The organism is Pseudomonas sp. 13B_2.1_Bac1 (genome assembly GCF_025466155.1).
Lineage (GTDB): Bacteria > Pseudomonadota > Gammaproteobacteria > Pseudomonadales > Pseudomonadaceae > Aquipseudomonas > Aquipseudomonas aylmerensis.
This window is the reverse complement of sequence record NZ_JANLOH010000057.1, coordinates 93,546-118,534: the sequence shown is the minus strand read 5'-3', so window position 1 is coordinate 118,534 and position 24,989 is coordinate 93,546. Positions and strand designations below refer to the sequence as shown.

Below are 24,989 nucleotides of genomic sequence, written 5' to 3'. Positions count from 1 at the left end.
CTAATCACCTACCCGATTGAGATTTTCGTCAAATGTACCCGACCGAGTCCTCTTAGACCCCAAATTTTTGACGCTGTCGGCTGCTTTCCAAAAGCCGCCGTTATGTTTATCTACGTCTGGAGTAATGTACTTAAGCTTGATCGGGGCCTTGCTGTTCAAATATACCGGCTGGCCGTGCGACCGCTCATTGGTTTTTTTATATCTAAGCCGCCTTGCCCTCTCGGCGTGTATGCAACTCAGGCCCTTTGGGTCCACCCACCCTATCGGGTTAGGCCCATATTGATAGAGGTTCAGCCCCCCTGCTAACCCAACCGGATCCGGCGTCGTAAACCGCCCCACCTCCGGATCATAAAACCGGAACGTGTTGTAGTGCAGCCCCGTCTCCCGATCCAGATACTGCCCCTGAAACCGCAGGTTCTGTTCTTCAATGTAGTAGGGCTCGCGCACCTCCTCCAGCATGTTGCCCCACACCCGATAAGTCGCGTGCCAGACGTTGTGCCCGTCGGCTTCGGTCAGTTGCTCCGGCAGCCCATTCAGATCGTTGTGGTAATAGCGCACGCGCTGGTGTTCGCCCTTTCCGTCGACTCGGGCAAGCGGCGCGTAGCCTTCATCCTCATAGAGGTAGAGGCTGGTCTGGCTATGCCGATGTTCCTGCAACAGGCGCAGGCCGTCCCAGTCGAAGCGGGTTTCGCCCTGCGGATAACCGTAGCTGTCGTATTCGGTTTTACTGATGCGTCGGCCGAGTGGGTCATAGCGCATTTTTACCCGCGTTTCTCGCCCGTTTTTCTGGCTATGCACTTCGATCAGGCGGTGTTCAGCGTCGTAGGCGAAGCGTTGCAAGCCTCTGAGGGTGCTACGTTTTTCGATCATCCGACCAAAGCCGTCATAGCGGTAGCGCTTGTCCTGGTAGGTCAGCAACTGGTTGTGCCTCACTAATCCGGCGCCAGGCTGGAGCCCATTCAGCAAGTTGGCGGCTGCATCGTAGGCGAAGGTTTCCTGCTGGCCTTGCGTACTGTCCTGGGTAGCGATAATCCGACCGGTCGCGTCGTAGTGCAGCAGGTGGCGTCGGCCCTCTTCCAGGCGGCCGATCAGGTTGTCGGCCGGGTCGTATTCGAAGGTTTTTTGTTGGGTGGGCGGCAGCTGCCGGGGTTGGCCTGTTGGGCTACGTTTACGCGAGCGCAATCGGCCGCAGCGGTCGAACTCGCTGCGGGTGGTGATCTGCCCTTGGGTGCGCAGCACTTCGCGGTGCAGGCGGTCGCGTTCGACGTCGCTGATGACGTGGCCGTCGAGGTTGAGCTGGTGCAGGTGGCCGCTGCCGTAGTACAGGCGATTGAGCCAGCGACCGTCGGGCAGTTGCGTCTGGATCAGGTTGCCGAGTTCGTCGTAGTGGTGGTTCAGGCTGCCCGCAGCGCTGTGTTCGGTGAGCAGTTGGCCAAGTGGATCGTGGACGAAGGCCAAGGTCTGGGTAGTCTGGTCGTTGCCGGTGAAGGTGACGCTGGTGAGTTGGTCCAGGGGGTCGTAGGTGTAGTCGGTGCGACCATCATCGGTCACTTTCGCCCGCAAGCGCCCGGCTGCATCGCGCTCCAGGCGATGCACGATAGAAGAGCCCTCGTTCACGGGCACGTATTCGATCGCTGCCAGGTTATCCAGCGCATCGTAGGCATAGCGCTGTGCGCTGCCATCGAGGCCTCGCTGTTGGGTGAGTCGGTCGCCGTGATCCCAGGCAAAGCGGTAGCGCTCACCGTTTTCATTGGTCAGGATTTGCAGGCGGCCGTAGGCGTCGTGGCACAATTCGATCTGTCGGCCTTGGGCATCGACGCGCTGGCGGACCTGCCCACGGCGGTCGTATTGGTAGCGGGTGATATGGCCGGCAGCATCGGTGTAGGCGATCAACTGGCCGCTGGTGTCGCGCAGATAATGCTCGATATGCCCATAGGGCCTTTCGGTTTGCAGCAGGCGGCCCTGGCTGTCGTGTTGATAGCGCTGCCGCTCACCCGCCGCATCGATCACGACGTGCAAATGGCCCCGACGGTCGTACTCGAAGCGCGTGGGATAGCCCGAACAATCGACGTACTTAATCAACTGCCCGGTTTCGTTCCAGCGCAGGGTTTTGCGCTTTTCTGCGGCGTCGATGATTTCTACCACTTGGCCAAACCCGTCATAGCGATAGCGGGTGACCTGCCCCAGCGGATCGGTGTCGCTGACACAGTTGCCACGCGGGTCGTATTGATACTGCCAGGCGTGGCCGGCGGCATCGGTCTCCACCAGCGGCAGCGACCAATGCCCCAACCACACCGTGGATTCGGCGCGCCCCAACGGATCTTGCGTCTCGCACAGGTTGCCGGAGGCGTCGTAACCGAACGTCCACTGACCGCCCTGAGGATCGGTGGCACCGAGCAACTGGCGCTCGTCATTCCATTCAAATTGCCAGGTTTGGCCGAGGCTGTCGGTATACGCGGTGATCTGGTACTGCGGGTTCCATCTGCGGATGCTGACCCGCTGCAAGCCATCGGTAATCCGCGTGGTTCCGGCGTGTGGGTCATAGTCGAACTGGTAGTCGTCGCCCTCGTCGGTCCAGTGTCGGACCACGCGCCATTCCGCGCCCTCCACACACGCCCATTGGTAAAAACAACGTAGCCCGGTGGGCCGTTGGTGCTCGACCATGCGCTGGCCGTTGTCGTAGGCGAAACGGCGCTGTACATGCCCGGCAGCGTCGCGAACTTCAGCCAGATTGCCATCAGCGTCATAGCCATAGCTGGCGAGGATTTCGCGGCTGTGATCAGGGAACAGGCGTTCAATCTGCTCGACCCGACCGGACCATTGCTGGCTGTAGCCCAGTTCGATTCGCACATCGTTCAAGGGATCGCGTAACTGGCTCAGGCGGCCTTGGGCGTCATAGTCGAGGAGGATACGGTTGTCATTGCGATCCCCCAACTGGCTCAGACGCAGGTGCGACGGATTGCCTGGCGTTGGTTCGAACAACCGATAGCGCCCGTCGACACTTTCAATCAGCAACTGGCCGTTGCTATGGCGCCGCACGCTCAACCCCTCTCCGGCGCTGAACACCGCACCACCCAGCGGGATCACGCCCATGTCGATCTGGCGAGCCTGCTCATCGGTATAGACCAGTCGTTCACCACCTTCGGGATGCGCGCCAATGTCGACGCGGACTTCATAAACCACGCTCCAACTGGCGCCGAACAGACCGTAACGACGTTCATCCAGGCTGCTGTAATAGCGCTGCCACTCGATCGGCAGCAGTCCTGGCAAAGCGAAGTCCAGGTCGTCTTCACCGTCGAGGACCTTCGCGCCCGTGGCGCTGTGCACCGGGTTGGGCGAACCCGCGACCGCTGCAGTCACCACATTGCTTACCTGGCTGCTGCCCCACGACACCAGCCCGCCTACCGCCATGCACGGCAACTTGCTGAAGAACTTCGCGCCCCCGCCGCGCAACGCCAGCAACGCCGTCACCGCCAACCCCACGCCTGGCGTCTTGCCGCTGCGAATCTCACGCACCACCACGGGCGCGCCACCGATGATCACATTCGGCGAAATCTGTACGTTTCCGACCTTGGCTTCGCAGGTGCTCCGATCCCCACTGCGCACGGCGGGTTGACCATTGATAAAGACCCGGCTGGAGCCCTCCGCCAGGTATTGCTCCGGCATTGGCGGGTGTTTAGCGCAGTCGATCTTATCGGCAGGACAAGGCACAGCGCCTGCCACCGGGACAGCCACCGTAGGGCGCCATAGCTGAGAGAAAAAGCCTTCGGCGATATCCAGATAAGACGGCTCACCACTTGGCGCCGCGATGACATCCGAGAGTTTGCCGGCCGCCCGCGCGGCGGGTTTCCCGTTGATGAAGACGTTGGGCGAACCGCTGCTGATGAAGGCGTCGATGACCGGAGGGAACAGCGTATTGGCAAAAGACTCACATAATCGTGAGAGGCCTTTATCCGCGCCGGTTTGACTCATGCCGACGCCGACCACCACCCCCACGACGGCGCCCAGTACAACGCAGCCAAGGCCGCCCGTTGCCACGGTGAAGCCGGCTGCGGCAACAACAGCGGCTGTCGCCAAGGCCGTCATGGTCACGTTGGCGGCAATCTCCAGGACGCCGCCTAACACGTCGGTGAGCATTGAACTGTGCAGAAGCGCGTCACCCTCGCGGGCGGCCCACAGCGTGTCAGTCATGCGTAACGATCCGTGTCTGAAAAGACCAAGATCAAATCACGCGATTGTGTCCTTGCTCAGGTGAGACTTTCCGAGGGAGTTGTAGGACTGATCCCAAAGACCAGTTGAGCACCGGCCAGCGCGAGGCTGGCCGGAGATGGATCAGCGGCTGGCGAAGTACATGGTCACTTCGAAGCCGATACGCAGGTCGGTGAAGGCGGGTTTGGTCCACATGGGGAGAATCCTCTTGTTGTGCCGGAAGATTCCGGTAAGGGCATTAATGCATGGGGGGATGGGGGTGCGAATGCTACTTTCGAACGAAGCGGCGCCTGCATTGGTGGCGGGTGTACGCGGATCACAATGTGGGAGGGGGCTTGCTCCCGATAGCGGCATGTCAGTGCCATAAATATTGACTGACGCACCGCCATCGGGAGCAAGTAGAATCGTCGCACCGCCCTCCCACAGGAGACCACATTGCAGTCAGAGGGTCAGAAGAAACCCAGCGGGTTGATGTCGTAGCTCACCAGCAGGTTCTTGGTCTGCTGATAGTGGTCCAGCATCATCTTGTGGTTCTCACGCCCCACACCCGACTTCTTGTAGCCACCGAACGCCGCGTGCGCCGGGTACAGGTGATAGCAGTTGGTCCACACCCGACCCGCCTTGATCGCGCGGCCCATGCGGTAGGCCCGGTTGATGTCGCGGGTCCACAGCCCGGCGCCCAGGCCGAACTCGCTGTCGTTGGCAATCGCAAGTGCCTCGGCCTCGTCCTTGAAGGTGGTCACACCCACCACCGGGCCGAAGATTTCTTCCTGGAACACGCGCATCTTGTTATGGCCCTTGAGCAGGGTCGGCTGGATGTAATAGCCGCTGGACAAATCCCCCTCCAAGCGCTCGGCCGCGCCGCCGGTGAGCAGCACCGCGCCCTCCTCCTGGGCGATTTTCAGGTAGGAGAGGATCTTGTCGAATTGCTGCTCGGACGCCTGCGCGCCGACCATGGTCTCGGTGTCCAGCGGGTTGCCACGCTTGATCTTGACGATCTTCTTCATCACCTCGGCCATGAACGGTTCGTAGATCGACTCCTGCACCAGCGCCCGCGACGGGCAGGTGCACACTTCGCCCTGGTTGAAGAACGCCAGCACCAGGCCTTCGGCGGCTTTTTCGATGAATTGCGGCTCGGCCTGCATGATGTCTTCGAAGAAAATATTCGGCGACTTGCCGCCCAGCTCCACGGTGGACGGAATGATGTTCTCGGCGGCGGCATGCATGATGTGTGCGCCCACCGGAGTCGAGCCGGTAAAGGCGATCTTGGCGATGCGCTTGCTGGTGGCCAGTGCCTCGCCCGCCTCGCGGCCAAAGCCCTGGACGATGTTCAGCACGCCCGGCGGCAGCAGGTCGCCGACCAGCTCGGCAAACACCATGATCGACAGGGGCGTCTGCTCGGCCGGCTTGAGCACGATGCAGTTGCCAGCAGCCAGGGCCGGGGCGAGTTTCCACGCGGCCATCAGCAGCGGGAAGTTCCACGGAATGATCTGCCCGACCACGCCCAGCGGCTCGTGGAAGTGATAAGCGGCGGTCAGCTCGTTGATCTCGGCGGCGCCGCCTTCCTGGGCGCGTATGCAGCCGGCGAAATAGCGAAAATGGTCGGCCGCCAGCGGCACATCGGCGTTGAGGGTTTCGCGCACGGCCTTGCCGTTGTCCCAGGTTTCGGTCACGGCCAGCACTTCGAGGTGCTGCTCGATGCGGTCGGCAATCTTCAGCAGCACCAGGGCTCGGTCCTGGGCCGAGGTCTTGCCCCAGGCGTCGGCGGCGGCATGCGCAGCGTCGAGGGCCTTGTCGATATCGGCGGCGGTCGAGCGCGGGAATTCGGCGATCGCCTCACCGGTGACCGGCGAAGTGTTGGTGAAATACTCACCATTGACCGGCGCGACGAACTCACCGCCGATGTAGTTGCCATAGCGCGGCTTGAAGCTGACGACGGCGCCGGGGGTGCCAGGTTGTGCGTAGATCATGGTGAGGCCTCTGTCTGTTGTGGGTATTGTCAGGGGTTGATGCGTTGCATCTGCGTGCGTTCGTATTGCGGGTACAGATGGGTCACGCTGCGGATCAGTTCATAGCGGCTGAGGTTGATCGCCGCGAAACGTGCAGGGATCGGGCTGCGGATCAGTTCCGGCATGTCACTGCCGCGTGCAGCGGCGTCGCGCAGCAATTGATCGAGCCAGGTGAGGTAGTCGCGCATCTGCTCCAGCGGTTTGGCGTCGGTCGCCACAGGGCCGTGGCCAGGCACGATCAGGGTCCAGGGCAAGCCTTGCAGGGTGGCGATATCGCTCAGCCACACGGCCAGGCCCGGTGAGTGCGGGGTGGTGAGCGCACGCTGGTAGAACACCAGGTCACCGGCGAACAACACCCCCGTCTTCCGGTCGAGGATCGCCAGGTCCGCGCCGGTATGGCCGCGCAGCTGCAGCAGTTGCAGGTCGTGACTGCCGAAGGTCTTCACACCCGGCTGCAGGGTTTCACCGGGCAGCACCACTTCGGTGCCGCGCATCCAGTCACCGACCAGGCGATAGAGGTTCTCGGCCAGGCCGTCGCCCTGTTCATGCAGCAATGCGGTGGTGCCGGCGAGTGCGCCAATCGGCACGTCCTTGAACGCCTGGTTGCCCAGGGCATGGTCGGGGTGGTGGTGAGTCAACAGCACCTGGATCACCGGTTTGTCGGTGACTCGGGCGATGGCCTGGCGCAACGCTTCGCCGTAGCGCCGGGACGGCCCGGTGTCGATCACCACCACGCCGGGCTCGGTGACGATAAACCCGACATTGACGATGTTGCCACCATTGTCCTTGGCGAAATTGTCGGTGCTGCCTTCGAGCAACCAGGTGTTGTCGGCGATCAGCCGCGGCTTGAGGGCGTAATCCAGCTCGGCCAGCACCGGCAGGCTGAACAGGATCAGCCATAAGAGCGTCCAACGCAGGGTCATGGGATGGCCGCCTCGAACTGGCTGCCGCTGGTGTCGCGCAGGGTCAGCTGCGTGGGGCCGGTCGCCTGGATATCAAAGGCCAGGCTGGGGTTTTCGCTGACCGCGGGAAACAGCTCCAGCGTCGCCAATAACTGACCGTCGGCACCGTGGAGTTCGGCCGTGTTGATAAAGAATTCCGGAATGCCGCTGACCATGCCGTTATCCATCGGGTGCGCGACTTGCAACTTGACGCGGCTGAATTCGGCGCGCGGGTAGCGCCCGCCGAACACTTCGCCGAGGTGCTCTTCCCAACCCGCCTGGGTGCGCACCACGCTGGGTGCGGTGCAGCCGCCGCCGGCTGCATCGATCAGGGTCGAGCCGACATGCCAGAGGCCGTCCCTGGTCAGCACCGCCGCGCGCAACGGCGTGGCCTGTTCGATGCGAATCCGGATCGACAGCCACGGCAGCACACCCTCGCGGGGCTGGAAGTCGACGATATTCGGCAACGGGTTCAACTCGGCCCAGGCGAGGATTTTCACCACCTCGCCCTTGAACGCGCGGGCGTCGATTTCCAGCGGCACCTGGCGCGCATCTTCGGCGAACGGCGGGGCCAGCAGCTTGACGCGCGCGTCGAACACGAAGGGCGCATTGTCGAGAAAACGCTGGTAGTAGTAATCCCACATCACCGACGGCACCGGGTCCACGGGTGCGCCCCAGGCCAGCATCGGCAACCAGCAGATCCACCCCCCGCGCAGGCGCATGCCCTACTCCTCGACGTGCACGCTGTCGAGGTAGGTGCGCACTGCCCACAGGGCTTCCTGGCTCAGGTAGTCGGCCATTTTCGGCATGTAGACCCGGCCATCGCGCACCGCACCGTGACGCACCCGTTCGACAAACCATTCATCGCCGGCGTCGCCGACATCGAGCATGCGCAGGTCGGGTGCGATCCCGCCGGACTTGGCTTCCAGGCCATGGCAGGCGGCGCAGTTCTGGTTGTAGGCCGAGGCACCGACTTCCACCGCCTTGTCGTGCTCGGGCGAGGTGCGATAGGGGTTGGTGGCGGCCCAGCCATCGGCGTCCAGCGGCACGCCGGCGTCCTTGATCGGGGTCAGGCCCTTGGTTTCCACGGCGGTCGGTGTGACGTTGCCGTGGGCCATGACGGCACCGGCACCGAGTACCCCGGCAAACAGGCAGGCGGTCATCCAGGCGTTGCGTTTTGTTGTCATTATTTTTTCCCTCAGGAGTGCACGCAAAACCTCTTGGCAGAGGCTATGGCAACCATCTTAGGAAGCGCTCGGCGGCACCCGTATGCTGCTTTGGTGGTCGGGTTCTCATCCGTTGGTAGCAGGCCTTGTGGGGCACTGCTAAATCAGAGGCGGTTCGGGAAATTGTCCCGGCAACACCGGGACTTTTTCCGTATTCGCACACCCATGGACGTCGCACCCTGTGCAGGCCAAAACCTCCACTGGGAACTGCAACCATGACAATAAGATCGCTACCCGCCCTCTCACCCTTGAGCCTTGCCCTGCAAGCCTTTCTGCTGGTGGGCAGCCTGTCCCTCAGTGCTGCCAGCCATGCCGCTGCCGAACCTGCGAAGCAGACGCGCAACGTCACCTGGGAAGACATCGCCAACGACCACCTGACCACAAAGGACGTGCTGCAATACGGCATGGGCACCAATGCCCAGCGCTGGAGCCCGCTGGCCCAGGTCAATGACAAGAACGTGTTCAAGCTCACGCCTGCCTGGTCCTACTCGTTCGGCGACGAGAAACAGCGCGGCCAGGAATCCCAGGCCATCGTCAGCGACGGCGTGGTCTACGTCACCGGCTCCTACTCCCGCGTGTTCGCCCTCGACGCGAAGACCGGCAAACGCCTGTGGACCTACAACCATCGCCTGCCCGACAACATTCGCCCGTGCTGTGACGTGGTCAACCGTGGCGCGGCGATCTTCGGCGACAAGATCTACTTCGGCACCCTCGATGCGCGCCTGATCGCCCTCGACAAGAACACCGGCAAAGTGGTGTGGAACAAGAAATTCGGCGACCACGCCGCCGGCTACACCATGACCGGCGCCCCGGTGCTGATCAAGGACAAGGTCAGCGGCAAGGTGCTGCTGATCCACGGCAGCTCCGGCGATGAGTTCGGCGTGGTCGGCCAGCTGTATGCGCGCGACCCGGACACCGGCGAAGAAGTGTGGATGCGCCCGTTCGTGGAAGGCCACATGGGCCGCCTGAACGGCAAGGACAGCACCCCGACCGGCGACGTCAAGGCGCCGTCGTGGCCGAATGACCCGACCACCGAAACCGGCAAGGTCGAGGCCTGGAGCCACGGCGGCGGCGCACCTTGGCAGAGCGCGAGCTTCGATGCCGAGACCAACACCATCATCGTCGGCGCCGGCAACCCGGGCCCGTGGAACACCTGGGCGCGCACCGCCAAGGACGGCAACCCACACGATTTCGACAGCCTCTACACCTCCGGCCAGGTCGGCGTCGACCCGAGCACCGGCGAAGTGAAGTGGTTCTACCAGCACACCCCGAACGATGCCTGGGACTTCTCCGGCAACAACGAACTGGTGCTGTTCGACTACAAGGACAAGGACGGCAAAGTCACCAAGGCTACCGGCCACGCCGACCGCAACGGCTTTTTCTATGTGGTCGACCGCACCAACGGCAAGCTGCAGAACGCCTTCCCGTTCGTCGACAACATCACCTGGGCCAGCCATATCGACCTGAAGACCGGGCGTCCGGTGGAAAACGAAGGCCAGCGTCCGGCCAAACCGCTGCCGGGTGAAACCAAGGGCAAGCCGGTGGAAGTCTCGCCGCCGTTCCTGGGCGGCAAGAACTGGAACCCCATGGCCTACAGTCAGGACACCGGCCTGTTCTACATCCCGGGCAACCAGTGGAAAGAGGAATACTGGACCGAAGAGGTCAACTACAAGAAAGGCTCGGCGTACCTGGGCATGGGTTTTCGCATCAAGCGCATGTATGACGACCACGTCGGCACGTTGCGCGCGATGAACCCGACCACCGGCAAAGTGGTGTGGGAACACAAGGAACACTTGCCACTGTGGGCCGGCGTGCTGGCAACCAAGGGCAACCTGGTATTCACCGGCACCGGCGACGGCTTCTTCAAGGCCTTCGACGCGAAAACCGGCAAGGAGCTGTGGAAGTTCCAGACCGGCAGCGGCATCGTCTCGCCGCCGATCACCTGGGAACAGGATGGCGAGCAGTACATCGGCGTCACCGTCGGTTATGGCGGCGCGGTGCCGTTGTGGGGGGGCGACATGGCCGAGCTGACCAAGCCGGTGGCACAAGGGGGCTCGTTCTGGGTGTTCAAGATCCCGAGCTGGGACCTGAAAACCGCTCAGAAGTAACCCCTCCGAGAATGCGGGGTCGCCTTTTGTGGCGAGCGGGCATGCCCCGCGCTGGGCTGCGAAGCGGCCCCGGCATTCTTCCTTTCGCATCGGCTGCTGCGCAGTCGGTGCGACAGGTACCCCGCCACCTTCGAGGTCTCGTCATGAAATACCTGCCCTTGTTACTCCTGCTGTCCCTGCCCCTGGCCCACGCCGACGATGGCGACGACGCGCCCTTGGTGATCAACGGCTGCACCATCGCCGAACACAGCCAGTGCCCTGGCGCCAATCTCAAGGGCGCCAACCTGAGCAATCAGAACCTGAGCAAGATGAACCTGGCCGACGCCGACTTGCGCGAGGCCGATCTGCGCCACGCCAACCTCGACCTGGCCAACCTGGAAAAAGCCCAGCTGCAAGGCGCCAACCTGACCCGCGCGAGCCTGCAACAGAGCAACCTGCGCCTGGCCAATTTCACCGACGCGACGTTGATGGCGATCCAGGGCTGGGGCCTCTTCGCCCAGGGTGCGCAGTTCGAGAACGCCAACCTCAGTGCGGCCTACCTGCAGTTTGCGCGACTGTCCGGAGCCAAGCTGCACAAGGCCAACCTGCGCGCGGCGGACCTGGAAATGACCTGGCTGAGCAAGGCCGACCTGCAAGGGGCGGACCTGCGCGATGCAAATCTGCAGGAAGCCAAGTTCGGTGAAAGCAATCTGGAAAACGCCACCCTGACCGGTGCGCGCCAGCATTACGGGAATTTCCAGGACGCGAACATGGAAGGCTGCAAGGACTGCCCCACCACCTGGGATCGCTAGCACGCCGCTGACCAACATGTGGGAGCGGGCTTGCTCGCGAAAGCGCCGGGCCAGTCAGCACACCTGATACTGACACAACATATTCGCGAGCAAGCCCGCTCCCACAGGGGCCGCGTGCACCAGGTAGAGATCAGCCCGCCACTCGCACTACACCCATATCGATGCCCAGGTGGACCAGCTCGGCATGGGAACTCACCTGCAACTTACTCTTGAGCAAGGTCAGGTGGTTGGACACGGTCTTGCTGCTGATACTCAGTTGGGCCGCAATCGAGCGTGCCGGGGTGCCTTTGGCGAGCATCAGGAAAATCTCCAGCTCGCGCTGGGTCATGCCCTGCAGGCGACGGTCGGTGGGATGATAGGCCAGTTGCGTGGCCAGGTCCTGTTCGATGTAGGTGTGGCCGTCGAGGATGCGCTGCACCGCCTCAAGCATCACCGCCGGCGAGGCGTTTTTGGTCAGGTAACCGGCGGCGCCGGCGTCCAGGGCCTGGCGCACCACCGGCAGTTCCGCATGCTGGCTGAAGAACAATACGCGCAACTGCGGCAGGCGCTGGCGCAGGCGGCGGGTGGTTTCCAGGCCGCTGATCCCCGGCAGGCCGAAGCCGATGATCACCAGCGCGGGCACCGCCTCGTGCACCCGCGCCAGGGCCTCCTCGCCGCTCGCCGCTTCACGGACCACCACGCCCGGCAGCCCGTGGCGCAGCAGGCCGGCATACCCCAGGCGGACCACGGCGTGATCATCGACCAGCAGGATGTTCATAGTGCCTCCAATGGCAGCGTATCTTCCCCATGCTAGAACCCCGGGGTCTGCCGCGACCTACTACTTTGGTACTGGTTTTGCTGTCTATCGTCGCATTCCCAAGGCAGCGCGACTCACGTGTAATGGGCGCATAACGATAAGGATTGCCTTGCCATGCTGCCCGCTCGACTGCCCCTCGTGGCACTGCTGTGCCTGTTCGTCGGCTACACCTGCGCCGACACCCCACTGTTTTCCGCCGAAGGCTACCGTCTCAGCCTGTACCGCAGCCCTACGCCCGACCAATTGCCAGGCGCGACGATTGTCGACACCCAGGCCCTGCAAACCCTGCTGCGCCAAACGCCCGCTCCGGTGCTGGTCGATGTGTACCGCCGCCAGTGGCTGCAAGGCCGCTTCATCGAGGACCAGCCGCATGCCAACCTGCCCGGCAGCCACTGGCTGGCCAATACCGGCGACGGCGACCTCACGCCGGAATGGCAGGGTTATTTCGTGCGGCACCTGTACAAATACACCCACGGCGACCTGGGCCGGCCGCTGGTGTTCTACTGCCGCGCCGATTGCTGGCTGAGTTGGAACGCGGTAAAACGAGCCGCCAACCTGGGCTATACCTCTGTGTATTGGTACCGCGATGGCTTGGACGCATGGGAAGCGGCGAATCTGCCAGTGACGGCTGCAGCACCCGAACCCTTTGAATAAAAATCCACAACAAGAAGGTGAACGGCCATGTACAAAATTCTGATTGCCGACGATCACCCGCTGTTTCGCGAGGCGATCCATAACGTCATCAGCGACGGGTTCCCCGGCAGCGACGTGATGGAAACCGCCGACCTGGACAGTGCCCTCGCGCTGACCCAGGAACACGACGACCTCGACCTGATCCTGCTCGACCTGAACATGCCCGGCATGCACGGCCTCAATGGCCTGATCAACCTGCGCAACGAATCGCCGACCATCCCGGTGGTGATTGTCTCCGCCGAGCAGGACAAGCAGATCGTGCTGCAGGCCATCACCTATGGCGCCGTGGGGTTTATCACCAAGTCCTCGCCGCGCCTGCAAATGACCGAGGCGATCCAGCAGATTCTCAACGGCAATGTGTACCTGCCACCGGACATCATCCGCACCCACAAGCCCGGCACGCACCGGCGTCTCAACGAAAACCCCGGCTTCGCCCCCGAGCTGCTGCAAGCCCTGACCCGCAAGCAGCTGCTGGTGCTGGAGCGCATGACCAAGGGCGAGTCGAACAAGCAGATCGCCTACACCCTGGAGATTGCCGAGACCACGGTGAAGGCTCACGTGTCGGCGATTCTGCGCAAGTTGAATGTGCATAACCGGGTGCAGGCGATCCTCAGTGCCGGGGACATTGATTTCGGCTCGTACCTGCGTCGCTGATCCTGCCCAACTCCCCGGCCTACAGGGCGACGTGTTGGCCGAGCAAGTGACTCATCGCCGTCTTGAGCTTCATCGGCCGCACCGGCTTGTGCATCAGCGTGTGCCCCAGTTCGCGGATCTGCAGCTTCAACTCATTGCTGTAGTTGGCGGTGATCATCATCGCCGGGATCGCACGTCCGCGCCGGGCGTTGATGCGGGCGACGGCGTCCACGCCGTTCTGGTCGTGGTCGAGGTGGTAGTCGGCGATCAGCAGGTCCGCCTCGGCATGGTAGTTGTCCACTTGCCGCGCCAGGTCCTGCTCTGACAACGCCGTCACCACGCAACAGCCCCAGCCTTCAAGTAAGGTGCGCATTCCCGCGCAGATCGCCGCATCGTTATCCAGCACCCACACCCGCGCGCCCTGCAGGCGCTCCAGCAGCGGCTCGCTCATGCACGGCATCGGCAAGGACCTGGGCGCGATGGTGCTCAACGGCACCTCCACCGAAAACATCGAGCCCTGGCCCGGCCAGGACCTGACGCTGATGCGATGACCGAGTATCCCGGCGATTTTCTCCACGATCGCCAGCCCCAGGCCCAGGCCGCGATCCTGGTCCGGGCGCTGCACGTCACCGCGCTTGAACTCCTGGAAAATCTCCTCCAGCCGCTCCTCGGCAATGCCCATGCCGCTGTCCCACACCTGGATCAATACGCGCTGGTGCTGGCGTCGGCAGCCCAGCACCACGCGGCCCTTGTAGGTGTAGCGAATCGCGTTGCTGAGCAGGTTGCGCAGGATCCGCGCGAGCAGCTGGATGTCACTGTGCACCAGCGCCGAGCAGCCGACAAAATGCAACTGCAGGCCTTCGCTGCGGGCCAGCTCGGTGTACTCCGCCGCCAGGTTATCGAGCAATTCGCTCAGGGCGAACGGGGCGATATCGGCCTTGATCACCCCGGCATCCAGCTTGGAAATATCCACCAGGGTGCCCAGCAGGTTTTCCACGTCTTCCAGGGAGTTGCTCACGTTGCGCACCAGGGTTTCGCTGGGGCGTTCCAGTAATGCACTGGTAAACAGCCGCGCCGCGTTCAGCGGTTGCAAGAGGTCGTGGCTGACGGCGGCGAGGAATTTGGTTTTCGACAGGTTGGCCTGCTCGGCCTCGCGCTTGGCCTCGCGCAGGCGTGCTTCCATGCGCCGGCGCTCATCGATTTCCTTCAACAACTGGCCGTTGAGCGAGGTCAGTTCCGAGGTGCGCTGGGCCACGCGCTGCTCCAGGTGCTGATAGGCCTGGTGCAGGGCTTCGGCGGTGCGCCGGCGTTCGGTGATGTCGCGAATCAGCACGAAAATCCCCACCACTTCACCGTTGGCGAGCATGTTCGGCACATAGGAGCGCAGCATGTAGCGCTCCTGGTTATTGATGTTGGTCTCGGCGAACTCAAAGGTCACGCTCTCCCCGGCCAGGGCGCGGGCGACGTAGGCATCCAGGCGCTGGCAATGCTGCTCGCTGTGGACTTCGCGCAGGCTCTGGCCAAGCATCATCCCGCGCGGCCAGCAGTACCATTCTTCATAGACTTTGTTGGTGAACTCGTAGACCAGGTCGGCATTCAGGTAGCCGATCAGGGCCGGCACGTTGTCGGTGATCAGGCGAATCCAGCGCTCGCTGGCCTGGGCCTGCTGCGCCGCCACCTGTTCGCCGCGCAGGGCTTCGGCACGCAGCCGGGCGTTGATCAGCAGGTGGTTGCTGGCCTTGAGTTCGGCCATCGCCTGGTTCAGCGCGTCGGTGCGTTCGCGGACTTGCTCGGCCAGCACCACCGAATGCTGAAAGGTGGTGTAGGGATTGTTGCCCTGGGTCATGCCGGACTCGATGCGCTCGATCAGCGCCGCATTGATCCGCGCCAGCTTGTGGTTGTCCTGTTGCAGCCGGGCGACCTCGGCGAGCAGCTCAGCGCCGGCCACGGGCAATGGCGACCCCGGTGAAGGTCTGGTTGATGTGCATGCCATTGAACTGTTCTCCGTAGGTGTTGAACCCCATCACCCGCTGGTCACGCAGCAAGCCACCGATCTGCTCCAGGGTACCGGTGTCTTCCAGCTCCAGGCGGCGCAGGAAGCAGTCGCAGCCGATGGTCAGCAGCAGCTCGCCGAGGCGCGCGTGCAGGCCATCGAACAGGCCTTGCAGGTTCGGCAGGATCGGCCCGGGCTTCATCACGGTGAGGACGATGCCGTTTTCCACCGCGCAATAGAAACTCAGGCTCAGGTCGGCGTGCACTTGCTGGATCGCGCGCACGTAGTACTGGTCGTGGATGCGCACCGCGAGTGGGTGGGCGGCGAAGAGCCGGTGGTCGAGGTCGGCCACGGCCACGCCGATGTGCCGCGCGTACTCCTCGGCGGCGGGTTCGGCATTGAGCTCGAACACCCGGCGTGACGGGCTGTCGGCGCCGGTCACCACCAGCTTCTCGGTGCGCGGCAGGATGTGGTGGGTGGTGAAGACCTCGAAGTCCAGCCAGGTGTTGACCAGCACCACCACCGCCGCGCCGCTGTGGAAGGCGCCGTTGAAGTACACGTGGGTGTCGGTGAGGAAGTTGTCATCGCCGGCCGAACCGCCGAAGTGCGGGATGTCGCCGAGCGCCGCGCTGAGGGCGGCGAGCACCATTTCTTCACGGCTGGACAGGCCATCGAGTAAGGTCAGGGCGAAGGTATTGCCTTTGATCGGCGCCAGGGTATTGCTGCGACAGCCGCCGACCAGCCGCTCGACCATGTCCTGGGCGTTGATCAGGCTGAAGTGTTCAACCTGGTCGATGAGTTCGGTGGCAATGGAGAAGTGCGCGTGATTGAACCCCACCGCCGTGATGCAATTGCGGCCATAACCTTGGGGCGTGATCTCGCCGGCACTGGTGCAACCCACCACACGCACACTGCCAAAGCACTGCTGCAGGGCCTGGCCGAGTGCCTGGAGGTCGTAGGAAGCGGAACAGAAAAACAGCACGAACCCCAGGTACGGATGCAGCAGTTGCCGCGCCAACTCCTCGGCCGCGTGCCCGGCATCGGCGGCCTGGGACATGGCACTGACTACGCCTTCACTGTTGTGCATCGCTGGTTCCCCCTCTGAAGCATGAGTGTACGAAGGCCCGGGGGTGGGACCTATGCTACTTGGGTACTGGGTGGGGGGATGCGATGGGATGAATTGTCGTGGCGTCGCAGGCGTTTCACATCAGACCGCCGCCTTGACCAACATGCCGGCCGCCACCAGCACGCACAGGCTGGCAAACCCGACCTGCAGGGTCCGCGCGGGGATCACCGAGCACAGGCGCCGGCCGATCAACATGCCGACAATGCTCGCGGCGATGAACACCCAGCCCATCGACTCGATGCGCACACCGGCGTGGAACGCGCCGACCACGCCGATCAGCGAGATCAGGCTGATCACCATCAGCGAAGTGGCGACGATGCCGCGCATCTGCACATCGGTGAGTTGCTTGAACGCCGGCACGATCAGGAAGCCACCGCCGACCCCGAGCAGGCCGGACACGGCGCCCGTGACCGCGCCGAGTGCAGCGAGTGTCGCGCTGCACTTGGCGGTCCAGGCCAGGCGCCCGGTCTGCTGGTCGAGCATGCAGTTCTTCTGGCCCCAGGACGCGGCGCCATGGTCACTCGGCCCGGCTTCGACCTTTTCGCGCTGCAACATGCGCCAGGCCACCAGCACCATCAGCGCGCTGAACAGGCCCATCAGCAGCGCTTCCGGCATCTGGTGGGCGAGGAACACCCCCAGCGGCGAGAACAGCGCGCCGAGCAAGGCGATCAACAGCGCGGCACGGTACCGCACCAGGCCATGGCGCAGGCCGTCAATCGCACCCACCGCCGCCGCCGCGCCCACCGCCAGCAAGGACACGGGCGCGGCCTGGGTCATGCTCAGGCCCAACCCGAGCACCAACGCCGGCACGCCAAGGATGCCGCCGCCCGCGCCGGTCAGGCCCATGACCAGGCCCATCAAGATGCCTAAAACACTCGCCAGCAGCATTCAGTCCACCTTGCTCAAGCGGGTCAGCCACTCGCGCCCCTTGAGCATGCCGTTCCAGTAGAACCATGGCAGCAACGTCGCCTTGAGGAACCACATCGAACGCCGCGCGCGGGTCGGGTCGAGGGGAAAGGTCGGCAACAGCTTGCCGCCATAACCGAACTCGGCCAGCACCACCTTGCCCTTCTCCACCGTCAGCGGGCAGGAGCCGTAGCCGTCGTATTTGAGCGGCAATGGCGCCTGTTTGCGCAGGGCCAGCAGGTTTTCGGCGACCACCACGATTTGCTTGCGCACCGCGGCAGCGGTCTTGGCATTGGTGGTGCCGCACACATCGCCCAGCCCGAAGATGTGCGGGTAGCGCAGGTGTTGCAGGCTATGGGGGTTCACTTCGCACCAACCGGCGGCGTCGGCCAGCGCGCTCTGGTGGATAAACTCCGGTGCGACCTGGGGTGGCACCACGTGCAGCAGGTCGAAGGATTTCTCGACCACGGTGACGTTGCCCTCGGCGTCCTTCACGTCGAACCAGGCCTTGCGGGCCGGGCCGTCGACTTTCACCAGGTTGGCATTGAATGCCAGGCGGGCGTTGTACTTCTCCACGTATTTCATCAGCGGCGGCACGAAGGTCGCGACCCCAAACAGCGCCGCGCCGGCGAGGTTGAATTCGACGTCGATATTGTTCAGATGGCCTTGCTTGAGCCAATGGTCGCAGGACAGGTACAGGGCCTTCTGCGGTGCGCCCGCACATTTGATCGGCATCGCCGGCTGGGTAAAGATCGCCTTGCCGCCCTTCAATTGCTGCACCAACTGCCAGGTGTAGGCCGCGTACTGATAGCTGTAGTTGGAAGTCACGCCATTGCGGCCCAGCGTGTCCTGCAGCCCCTCGATCTTCTCCCAGGCCAGGCGCAGGCCGGGGCAGACGATGAGGTTTTGCCAGGTCACGCGCTGGCCGTTGTCGAGTACCAGGGTGTGTTCGTCGGGCAACAGCTCGGTGACCGCAGCCTGCACCCAGGTCACGCCATTGGGCAGCACATCGGCCAGCGGGCGGCGGGTCTTTTCCAGGTCATAGGCACCGCCGCCCACCAACGTCCAGGCCGGCTGGTAGCAGTGGTGGTCGCTGGGTTCGATCAGGGTGATGTTCAGGTGCGGGTCGCGCTTGAGCAGGCTGGCCAGCAGGCCGATGCCCGCCGAACCGCCGCCGATGACTACGATATCGCCACTGATGGTAGGGCCCCAGTGTTGGTCATTCATGGTCGATCGCCTTTCTTATACATGCACACAAGGGTCGCTGCCGGATGGCGTCACGCCCAGCTTTTCATGACCGCGCCGCAGTACAGCCCGGACAAGGTCTTCATCACTTGGATCACTTCGTGGCTGGCCAGCCCGTAGAAGATGTATTTGCCTTCCCGACGGGTGGCGACCAACCCTTCATCGCGCAAGATGCCCAACTGTTGTGACAGCGTCGGTTGGCGCACGCCGGTCATGGTTTCCAGCTCGCCGACGTTGCGCTCGCCCTGGGTCAGCTGGCAGAGGATCAACAAACGGTCTTCGTTGGCCAGCGCCTTGAGTAAGGAACAGGCCTTGGACGCCGATGCGCGCAACTGGGCGACTTCGCCCTCACTCAGAGTAGATTCCATTTGCCTCGGGTCCTTTCTGTCACTTAAGCTCAAAACATTATGTGTAAATGTAAACTGATTGTAACCACTTTTTTCTTCACCAGGGACCGCCGCCATGCCAGCGTTGATTCAAGCCTTTCTGGACGAGGCATCGTCGACCTACACCTACGTCGTGCATGAAACCGACGGTGGCCCCTGCGCCATCGTTGACTCGGTGCTCAACTACGATCCGGCTTCGGGGCGCACCGACACGGCCCAGGCCGACAAGGTCATCGCCTTCGTCCGCGAGCACGACCTGCACGTGCAATGGCTGCTCGAAACCCACGCGCATGCCGATCACCTGTCCGCGGCGCCCTACCTGCGCCGCCTCCTGGGTGGCAAGATTGCCATCGGCGCGTCCATCAGCAAGGTGCAGGGCGTCTTCAAGCACTTGTTCAACCTGGAGCCGGAGTTTCGCGTGGACGGCTCGCAGTTCGACCACCTGTTTGCGCCGGACGAGGTGTTTCATATCGGCAACCTCAAGGCCCAGGCGCTGCACGTGCCGGGGCATACGCCGGCGGACATGGCTTACCTGATCGACGACCAGTTGATCCTGGTGGGCGACACGTTGTTCATGCCGGACGTGGGCACGGCGCGCTGCGACTTCCCCGGCGGCGATGCGCGGCAGTTGTATGCGTCGATGCGCAAGCTCTTGGCGTTTCCCCCGCAGACCCGGCTGTATGTGTGCCATGACTATCCGCCCGAGGGCCGCGAGGCCAAGTGCCTGACGACCGTGGCCGAGCAGCGCGCGGGCAATATTCATGTGCATGACGGCGTCGATGAAAACGCGTTTGTCGAGATGCGCACCACGCGCGATGCCGGGTTGGGGATGCCGACATTGCTACTGCCGGCGATCCAGGTGAACGTGCGCGCGGGCAATCTGCCGCCGGCTGAGGAGAATGGCGTGACGTACCTGAAGATCCCCCTCAACCAACTGTAAAAACATCGATCCCGCGTGGTAGCTGGCTTGCCTGCGATGGCGGTGTATCAGGTGCAGATAAGCTGGCTGGCCCAGCGCTTTCGCAGGCAAGCCAGCTCCCACATTTGTCCGCGGTTGTGTCAGGGCTGGGGATGTCGACGCTGTTGCCAGCTGAGGAGAATGGCGTGACGTACCTGAAGATCCCCGCTCAACCCACTGTAAAAACATCGATCCCGTGTGGGAGCTGGCTTGCCTGCGATGGCGGTGTATCAGGTGCAGATAAGCTGGCTGGCCCACCGCTTTCGCAGGCAAGCCAGCTCCCACATTCGATCTCCATGCACCCGGAGACCTAGGCCTCACCCCTAATCCCCTGTGGGAGCGGGCTTGCTCGCGAAGGCGATCCGTCAGGTGGTGCATTCGGCGACTGATCCACCGCTTTCGCAGGCAAGCCAGCTCCCACATTCGATCTCCATGCACCCGGGGACCTAGGCCTCACCCCTAATCCCCTGTGGGAGCGGGCTTGCTCGCGAAGGCGATCCGTCAGGTGGTGCATTCGGCGACTGATACACCGCTTTCGCAGGCAAGCCAGCTCCCACGTTCGATCTCCATGCACCCGGAGACCTAGGCCTAACCCCTAATCCCCTGTGGGAGCGGGCTTGCTCGCGAAGGCGATCCGTCAGGTGGTGCATTCGGCGACTGATCCACCGCTTTCGCAGGCAAGCCAGCTCCCACATGTTGGGCTGTGTTTGGATCTGTGAGAGCGGTGTCAATCAATTGCCCAGGCTGATGCCATTGGCCGGCAGCGGCAGCGCGGTTTTGTAGCGCACTTGCTTGAGCGCAAAGCTGGAGCGGATGTTGGCCACGCCCGGCACCTTGGTCAGGAAATCCATCATGAAGCGCTCCAGCGACTGGATCGTCGGCACCAGCACGCGGATCAGGTAGTCCGGGTCGCCAGCCATCAGGTAGCACTCCATCACCTCCGGGCGGTCGGAAATCGCCCCCTCGAACTGCTGCAACGCCAGTTCGTTCTGCTTTTCCAGGCTCACATGGATGAACACGTTGACGTGCAGCCCCAGCAGGTCGGCATCGAGCAGCGTGACCTGGTCACGAATCAGCCCAAGTTCCTCCATCGCCTTGACCCGGTTGAAACACGGCGTCGGCGACAGGTTGACCGAGCGGGCGAGGTCGGCGTTGGTGATCCGCGCATTCTCTTGCAGGGCATTGAGAATGCCGATATCGGTACGGTCCAGTTTGCGCATGAGACAAAATCACCTGTTTATTATGTTTATGCAGTTTTTTTATCCGCAAATGATCCCGAGCGCAATGAAACACAGATAAATATTCTTCTACGCCACGCCTATGATTGTTGTAGGACAAGATTTCTTCTACCCGAAGACTGACTGTCAGCTAGCGCGCCCACTACAAGAAATTCACAAGATAGAGCGTAGAAAGCCATGACCCAGCAGTACGAACCACTGCGCCTGCATGTGCCTGAACCCTCAGGCCGCCCCGGCTGCAAGACCGACTTTACCTACCTGCGCCTGACCGACGCCGGCCTGGTGCGCAAACCCGCCATCGACGTAGAACCCGCCGACACCGCCGACCTGGCCAAGGGCCTGATCCGCGTCCTCGACGACCAGGGCCAGGCCCTGGGCCCGTGGGCCGAAGGTGTACCGGTGGAGATCCTGCGCAAAGGCATGCGCGCGATGCTCAAGACGCGCATCTTCGACAACCGCATGGTCGTCGCCCAGCGTCAGAAAAAAATGTCGTTCTACATGCAAAGCCTTGGCGAAGAAGCCATCGGCAGCGCCCAGGCCCTGGCCTTGAACATCGACGACATGTGCTTCCCCACCTACCGCCAGCAAAGCATCCTGATGGCCCGCGACGTGCCGTTGGTGGACCTGATCTGCCAACTGCTGTCCAACGAGCGCGACCCGCTCAAGGGCCGCCAGCTGCCGATCATGTACTCGGTCAAGGACGCGGGTTTCTTCACCATTTCCGGCAACCTCGCCACCCAATTCGTACAAGGTGTAGGCTGGGGCATGGCCTCGGCGATCAAGGGCGATACCAAGATCGCCTCCGCCTGGATCGGCGACGGCGCCACGGCCGAATCGGACTTCCACACCGCCCTCACCTTCGCCCACGTCTACCGCGCGCCGGTGATCCTCAACGTGGTCAACAACCAATGGGCTATCTCCACCTTCCAGGCCATCGCCGGCGGTGAAGCCACCACCTTCGCCGGACGCGGCGTGGGCTGCGGCATCGCTTCCCTGCGGGTCGACGGCAACGATTTCATCGCGGTGTACGCCGCCTCCGCCTGGGCCGCCGAGCGTGCGCGCCGCAACCTCGGCCCGACCCTGATCGAATGGGTCACCTACCGCGCCGGTCCGCACTCAACCTCCGATGATCCGTCCAAATACCGGCCTGCCGACGACTGGAGTCACTTCCCGCTGGGCGACCCGATTGCCCGTCTCAAGCAGCACCTGATCAAGATTGGCCAGTGGTCCGAAGAGGAACACGCGGCGGTCAGCGCTGAACTGGAAGCCGAAGTGATTGCGGCCCAGAAAGAAGCCGAACAGTACGGCACCCTGGCCGGTGGCCAGATTCCAAGCGCCGCGACCATGTTCGAAGACGTCTATAAAGAGATGCCGGAGCACTTGAAGCGCCAGCGTCAAGAGTTGGGGATCTGACATGAACGATCACAACAACAGCATCGAATTGGAAACCGCCATGACCACCACCACCATGACCATGATCCAGGCCCTGCGCTCGGCCATGGATGTGATGCTTGAGCGTGACGACAATGTGGTGGTATTCGGCCAGGACGTCGGTTACTTCGGCGGCGTATTCCGTTGCACCGAAGGCTTGCAGACCAAGTACGGCAGTTCGCGGGTGTTCGACGCGCCGATCTCCGAAAGCGGCATTATCGGCGTGGCCGTGGGCATGGGCGCCTATGGCCTTCGTCCGGTGGCAGAAATCCAGTTCGCCGACTACGTCTACCCGGCGACCGACCAGATCATCTCCGAAGCCGCGCGCCTGCGTTATCGCTCGGCCGGCCAGTTCACTGCGCCGCTGACCATGCGCATGCCTTGCGGCGGCGGCATCTACGGCGGCCAGACCCACAGCCAGAGTATCGAAGCGGTCTTCACCCAGGTCTGCGGCCTGCGCACCGTGATGCCGTCCAACCCGTATGACGCCAAGGGCCTGCTGATCGCCTCGATCGAAAACGATGACCCGGTGATCTTCCTCGAGCCCAAGCGCCTGTACAACGGCCCGTTCGACGGCCACCACGACCGCCCGGTGACGCCGTGGTCCAAGCACCCGCAAGCGCAGGTGCCGGACGGTTACTACACCGTGCCGCTGGACGTGGCCGCCATCGTGCGTCCGGGCTCGGCCGTCACGGTGCTGACCTACGGCACCACCGTGTATGTGTCGCAAGTCGCCGCCGAGGAAACCGGCATCGACGCCGAAGTCATTGATCTGCGCAGCCTGTGGCCACTGGACCTGGAAACCATCGTCAAGTCGGTGAAAAAGACCGGCCGTTGCGTGGTGGTGCATGAAGCCACCCGCACCTGCGGCTTTGGTGCCGAGCTGGTGTCGCTGGTGCAGGAGCATTGCTTCCATCACCTGGAAGCGCCAATCGAACGCGTCACCGGTTGGGACACCCCCTACCCGCACGCGCAGGAGTGGGCGTATTTCCCAGGGCCGTCCCGAGTGGGCGCGGCGTTGAAACGGGTCATGGAGGTCTGAATGGGCACGCACGTTATCAAGATGCCGGACATTGGCGAAGGCATCGCGGAAGTTGAACTGTCGGTGTGGCACGTGAAGGTCGGCGACATGGTCGTCGAAGACCAGGTGCTGGCAGATGTAATGACCGACAAGGCGATGGTGGACATTCCCTCGCCGGTGCACGGCAAGGTGATTGCACTCGGCGGCGAGCCGGGTGAAGTCATGGCCGTGGGCAGTATCTTGATCAGTATTGAAGTCGAAGGCGCCGGTAACGCCAAGGAAGCGCCTGCGGTAAGTGAACCGGTGAAAGCCGCTGCGGTGGTCGAAGCCAAGCCGGCGCCGGTTGAAAGCAAGCCGGCACCGGCAGTCATCAAGGCCCAGGCGCCCGTGGCGCGTGAAGCCGACGAACGCCCGCTGGCCTCCCCCGCCGTGCGCAAGCATGCGCTGGATGCCGGGATCCAGCTGCGCCTGGTCCAGGGCTCCGGCCCGGCGGGGCGCATTCTGCACGAAGACCTGGACGCTTATTTGCTGCAGCGCCCGGCGCACAATCACAGCGCCGCCAACCCCTACGCCGAACGCACCAGCGAAGAACAGATCCCGGTGATCGGCATGCGCCGCAAGATCGCCCAGCGCATGCAGGATGCTACCCGGCGCGCCGCGCATTTCAGCTACGTGGAAGAGATCGACGTCACCGCCCTCGACGAGCTGCGCGTACACCTCAACGAGAAGCACGGCGCCACCCGCGGCAAGCTGACCCTGCTGCCGTTCATCGTGCGGGCGATGGTCGTGGCGTTGCGCGATTTCCCGCAGATCAACGCGCGCTATGACGACGAAGCCCAGGTGATCACCCGCCTCGGCGCGGTGCATGTGGGTGTCGCCACCCAGAGCGACGTCGGCCTGATGGTGCCGGTGGTGCGACACGCCGAAGCCCGCAGCCTGTGGGGCAACGCCGAGGAAATCGCACGCCTGGCCACGGCCGCACGCACTGGCAAGGCCAGCCGCGATGAATTGTCGGGTTCGACCATTACCCTGACCAGCCTGGGCGCGCTCGGCGGCATCGTCAGCACCCCGGTGCTGAACTTGCCCGAAGTGGCCATCGTCGGCGTCAACCGCATCGTTGAGCGGCCGATGGTGATCAAGGGCCAGATCGTGGTGCGCAAGATGATGAACCTCTCCAGCTCCTTCGATCACCGCGTGGTCGATGGCATGGACGCGGCGCAATTCATCCAGGCCATCCGTGGCCTGCTCGAACAACCCGCCAGCCTGTTCCTGGAGTAAG

20 protein-coding genes and 1 pseudogene are annotated in these 24,989 nt (G+C 63.2%); 8 read left to right on the top strand and 13 right to left on the bottom strand.

Annotation, left to right across the window (positions count from 1 at the left end):
* The 6 genes from NTD80_RS15080 to pedF form a co-directional block, all read right to left on the bottom strand.
* On the bottom strand, positions 1 to 4,191 hold the full coding sequence (locus NTD80_RS15080; RefSeq protein WP_262134169.1) for an RHS repeat-associated core domain-containing protein: 4,191 nt from the start codon (positions 4,189 to 4,191) through the stop codon (positions 1 to 3).
* A 141-nt stretch (positions 4,192 to 4,332) separates the two neighbouring features.
* Positions 4,333 to 4,404, bottom strand: coding sequence for a pyrroloquinoline quinone precursor peptide PqqA (gene pqqA / locus NTD80_RS15075; RefSeq protein WP_010209364.1), 72 nt, complete (start codon positions 4,402 to 4,404; stop codon positions 4,333 to 4,335).
* Between the two features lie 254 nt (positions 4,405 to 4,658).
* On the bottom strand, positions 4,659 to 6,179 hold the full coding sequence (locus NTD80_RS15070) for an aldehyde dehydrogenase family protein (protein ID WP_262134168.1): 1,521 nt from the start codon (positions 6,177 to 6,179) through the stop codon (positions 4,659 to 4,661).
* Positions 6,180 to 6,208: 29 nt separating this feature from the next.
* Complete coding sequence (locus NTD80_RS15065; RefSeq protein ID WP_262134213.1) at positions 6,209 to 7,135, bottom strand: quinoprotein relay system zinc metallohydrolase 1; 927 nt, start codon at positions 7,133 to 7,135, stop codon at positions 6,209 to 6,211.
* Between the two features lie 2 nt (positions 7,136 to 7,137).
* The gene (locus tag NTD80_RS15060; protein ID WP_262134167.1) at positions 7,138 to 7,881 is read right to left on the bottom strand and encodes a quinoprotein dehydrogenase-associated SoxYZ-like carrier; all 744 of its coding nucleotides are present in this window, start codon (positions 7,879 to 7,881) and stop codon (positions 7,138 to 7,140) included.
* A gap of 3 nt (positions 7,882 to 7,884) precedes the next feature.
* Positions 7,885 to 8,346: a cytochrome c-550 PedF gene (gene pedF / locus NTD80_RS15055; protein WP_065903930.1), complete on the bottom strand. Its 462-nt coding sequence runs from the start codon at positions 8,344 to 8,346 to the stop codon at positions 7,885 to 7,887.
* Positions 8,347 to 8,600: 254 nt separating this feature from the next.
* Between pedF and exaA the strand changes: the two genes are divergently transcribed.
* Positions 8,601 to 10,493, top strand: a complete 1,893-nt coding sequence (gene exaA / locus NTD80_RS15050; RefSeq protein ID WP_262134166.1) for a quinoprotein ethanol dehydrogenase — start codon at positions 8,601 to 8,603, stop codon at positions 10,491 to 10,493.
* Positions 10,494 to 10,636: 143 nt separating this feature from the next.
* Positions 10,637 to 11,284, top strand: coding sequence for a pentapeptide repeat-containing protein (locus NTD80_RS15045; RefSeq protein ID WP_262134165.1), 648 nt, complete (start codon positions 10,637 to 10,639; stop codon positions 11,282 to 11,284).
* Positions 11,285 to 11,414: 130 nt separating this feature from the next.
* Here the strand turns inward: NTD80_RS15045 and NTD80_RS15040 are convergent, their stop codons facing one another.
* Positions 11,415 to 12,041: a response regulator transcription factor gene (locus NTD80_RS15040; RefSeq protein WP_065903938.1), complete on the bottom strand. Its 627-nt coding sequence runs from the start codon at positions 12,039 to 12,041 to the stop codon at positions 11,415 to 11,417.
* A gap of 153 nt (positions 12,042 to 12,194) precedes the next feature.
* On the opposite strand from NTD80_RS15040, the gene NTD80_RS15035 reads away from it, so the two are divergent.
* Positions 12,195 to 12,734 carry a PQQ-dependent catabolism-associated CXXCW motif protein gene (locus NTD80_RS15035; RefSeq protein WP_262134164.1) on the top strand — a complete coding sequence of 180 codons (540 nt, stop codon included), beginning with the start codon at positions 12,195 to 12,197 and terminating at the stop codon, positions 12,732 to 12,734.
* A 27-nt stretch (positions 12,735 to 12,761) separates the two neighbouring features.
* Entirely contained in the window at positions 12,762 to 13,427 is a 666-nt protein-coding gene (locus NTD80_RS15030) for a response regulator transcription factor (RefSeq protein WP_262134163.1), read from the top strand.
* Positions 13,428 to 13,446: 19 nt separating this feature from the next.
* Here the strand turns inward: NTD80_RS15030 and NTD80_RS15025 are convergent.
* The 5 genes and pseudogenes from NTD80_RS15025 to NTD80_RS15005 form a co-directional block, all read right to left on the bottom strand.
* Positions 13,447 to 15,078, bottom strand: a pseudogene (locus tag NTD80_RS15025) (NahK/ErcS family hybrid sensor histidine kinase/response regulator); the annotation flags it as partial.
* Positions 15,079 to 15,340: 262 nt separating this feature from the next.
* On the bottom strand, positions 15,341 to 16,486 hold the full coding sequence (nosP, locus tag NTD80_RS15020) for a nitric oxide-sensing protein NosP (protein WP_262134162.1): 1,146 nt from the start codon (positions 16,484 to 16,486) through the stop codon (positions 15,341 to 15,343).
* A 120-nt stretch (positions 16,487 to 16,606) separates the two neighbouring features.
* On the bottom strand, positions 16,607 to 17,413 hold the full coding sequence (locus NTD80_RS15015; RefSeq protein WP_120449063.1) for a sulfite exporter TauE/SafE family protein: 807 nt from the start codon (positions 17,411 to 17,413) through the stop codon (positions 16,607 to 16,609).
* Entirely contained in the window at positions 17,414 to 18,658 is a 1,245-nt protein-coding gene (locus tag NTD80_RS15010; RefSeq protein WP_262134161.1) for an FAD/NAD(P)-binding oxidoreductase, read from the bottom strand. It lies immediately after the preceding gene.
* A gap of 50 nt (positions 18,659 to 18,708) precedes the next feature.
* Positions 18,709 to 19,044 carry an ArsR/SmtB family transcription factor gene (locus NTD80_RS15005; protein ID WP_053256978.1) on the bottom strand — a complete coding sequence of 112 codons (336 nt, stop codon included), beginning with the start codon at positions 19,042 to 19,044 and terminating at the stop codon, positions 18,709 to 18,711.
* A 94-nt stretch (positions 19,045 to 19,138) separates the two neighbouring features.
* On the opposite strand from NTD80_RS15005, the gene NTD80_RS15000 reads away from it, so the two are divergent.
* The gene (locus tag NTD80_RS15000; protein WP_262134160.1) at positions 19,139 to 20,002 is read left to right on the top strand and encodes an MBL fold metallo-hydrolase; all 864 of its coding nucleotides are present in this window, start codon (positions 19,139 to 19,141) and stop codon (positions 20,000 to 20,002) included.
* A 749-nt stretch (positions 20,003 to 20,751) separates the two neighbouring features.
* Here NTD80_RS15000 and bkdR read toward each other — a convergent pair.
* The gene (gene bkdR, locus NTD80_RS14995; protein ID WP_056861361.1) at positions 20,752 to 21,240 is read right to left on the bottom strand and encodes a Bkd operon transcriptional regulator BkdR; all 489 of its coding nucleotides are present in this window, start codon (positions 21,238 to 21,240) and stop codon (positions 20,752 to 20,754) included.
* A gap of 195 nt (positions 21,241 to 21,435) precedes the next feature.
* On the opposite strand from bkdR, the gene NTD80_RS14990 reads away from it, so the two are divergent.
* The 3 genes from NTD80_RS14990 to NTD80_RS14980 are packed head-to-tail and all read left to right on the top strand — an operon-like array spanning position 21,436 to position 24,988.
* Positions 21,436 to 22,671, top strand: a complete 1,236-nt coding sequence (locus tag NTD80_RS14990) for a 3-methyl-2-oxobutanoate dehydrogenase (2-methylpropanoyl-transferring) subunit alpha (protein ID WP_065903960.1) — start codon at positions 21,436 to 21,438, stop codon at positions 22,669 to 22,671.
* Position 22,672: 1 nt separating this feature from the next.
* Entirely contained in the window at positions 22,673 to 23,731 is a 1,059-nt protein-coding gene (locus tag NTD80_RS14985; protein ID WP_065903963.1) for an alpha-ketoacid dehydrogenase subunit beta, read from the top strand.
* Entirely contained in the window at positions 23,732 to 24,988 is a 1,257-nt protein-coding gene (locus tag NTD80_RS14980) for a dihydrolipoamide acetyltransferase family protein (protein WP_262134159.1), read from the top strand.
* Position 24,989 lies beyond the last annotated feature (1 nt).

Coding starts and splice junctions, on each gene's coding strand:
- NTD80_RS15080 (WP_262134169.1), bottom strand. CDS start 4,191: ATGACTGACACGCTGTGGGCCGCCCGCGAGGGTGACGCGCTTCTGCAC.
- NTD80_RS15070 (WP_262134168.1), bottom strand. CDS start 6,179: ATGATCTACGCACAACCTGGCACCCCCGGCGCCGTCGTCAGCTTCAAG.
- NTD80_RS15060 (WP_262134167.1), bottom strand. CDS start 7,881: ATGCGCCTGCGCGGGGGGTGGATCTGCTGGTTGCCGATGCTGGCCTGG.
- pedF (WP_065903930.1), bottom strand. CDS start 8,346: ATGACAACAAAACGCAACGCCTGGATGACCGCCTGCCTGTTTGCCGGG.
- exaA (WP_262134166.1), top strand. CDS start 8,601: ATGACAATAAGATCGCTACCCGCCCTCTCACCCTTGAGCCTTGCCCTG.
- NTD80_RS15045 (WP_262134165.1), top strand. CDS start 10,637: ATGAAATACCTGCCCTTGTTACTCCTGCTGTCCCTGCCCCTGGCCCAC.
- NTD80_RS15040 (WP_065903938.1), bottom strand. CDS start 12,041: ATGAACATCCTGCTGGTCGATGATCACGCCGTGGTCCGCCTGGGGTAT.
- NTD80_RS15035 (WP_262134164.1), top strand. CDS start 12,195: ATGCTGCCCGCTCGACTGCCCCTCGTGGCACTGCTGTGCCTGTTCGTC.
- NTD80_RS15030 (WP_262134163.1), top strand. CDS start 12,762: ATGTACAAAATTCTGATTGCCGACGATCACCCGCTGTTTCGCGAGGCG.
- nosP (WP_262134162.1), bottom strand. CDS start 16,486: ATGCACAACAGTGAAGGCGTAGTCAGTGCCATGTCCCAGGCCGCCGAT.
- NTD80_RS15015 (WP_120449063.1), bottom strand. CDS start 17,413: ATGCTGCTGGCGAGTGTTTTAGGCATCTTGATGGGCCTGGTCATGGGC.
- NTD80_RS15010 (WP_262134161.1), bottom strand. CDS start 18,658: ATGAATGACCAACACTGGGGCCCTACCATCAGTGGCGATATCGTAGTC.
- NTD80_RS15005 (WP_053256978.1), bottom strand. CDS start 19,044: ATGGAATCTACTCTGAGTGAGGGCGAAGTCGCCCAGTTGCGCGCATCG.
- NTD80_RS15000 (WP_262134160.1), top strand. CDS start 19,139: ATGCCAGCGTTGATTCAAGCCTTTCTGGACGAGGCATCGTCGACCTAC.
- bkdR (WP_056861361.1), bottom strand. CDS start 21,240: ATGCGCAAACTGGACCGTACCGATATCGGCATTCTCAATGCCCTGCAA.
- NTD80_RS14990 (WP_065903960.1), top strand. CDS start 21,436: ATGACCCAGCAGTACGAACCACTGCGCCTGCATGTGCCTGAACCCTCA.
- NTD80_RS14985 (WP_065903963.1), top strand. CDS start 22,673: ATGAACGATCACAACAACAGCATCGAATTGGAAACCGCCATGACCACC.
- NTD80_RS14980 (WP_262134159.1), top strand. CDS start 23,732: ATGGGCACGCACGTTATCAAGATGCCGGACATTGGCGAAGGCATCGCG.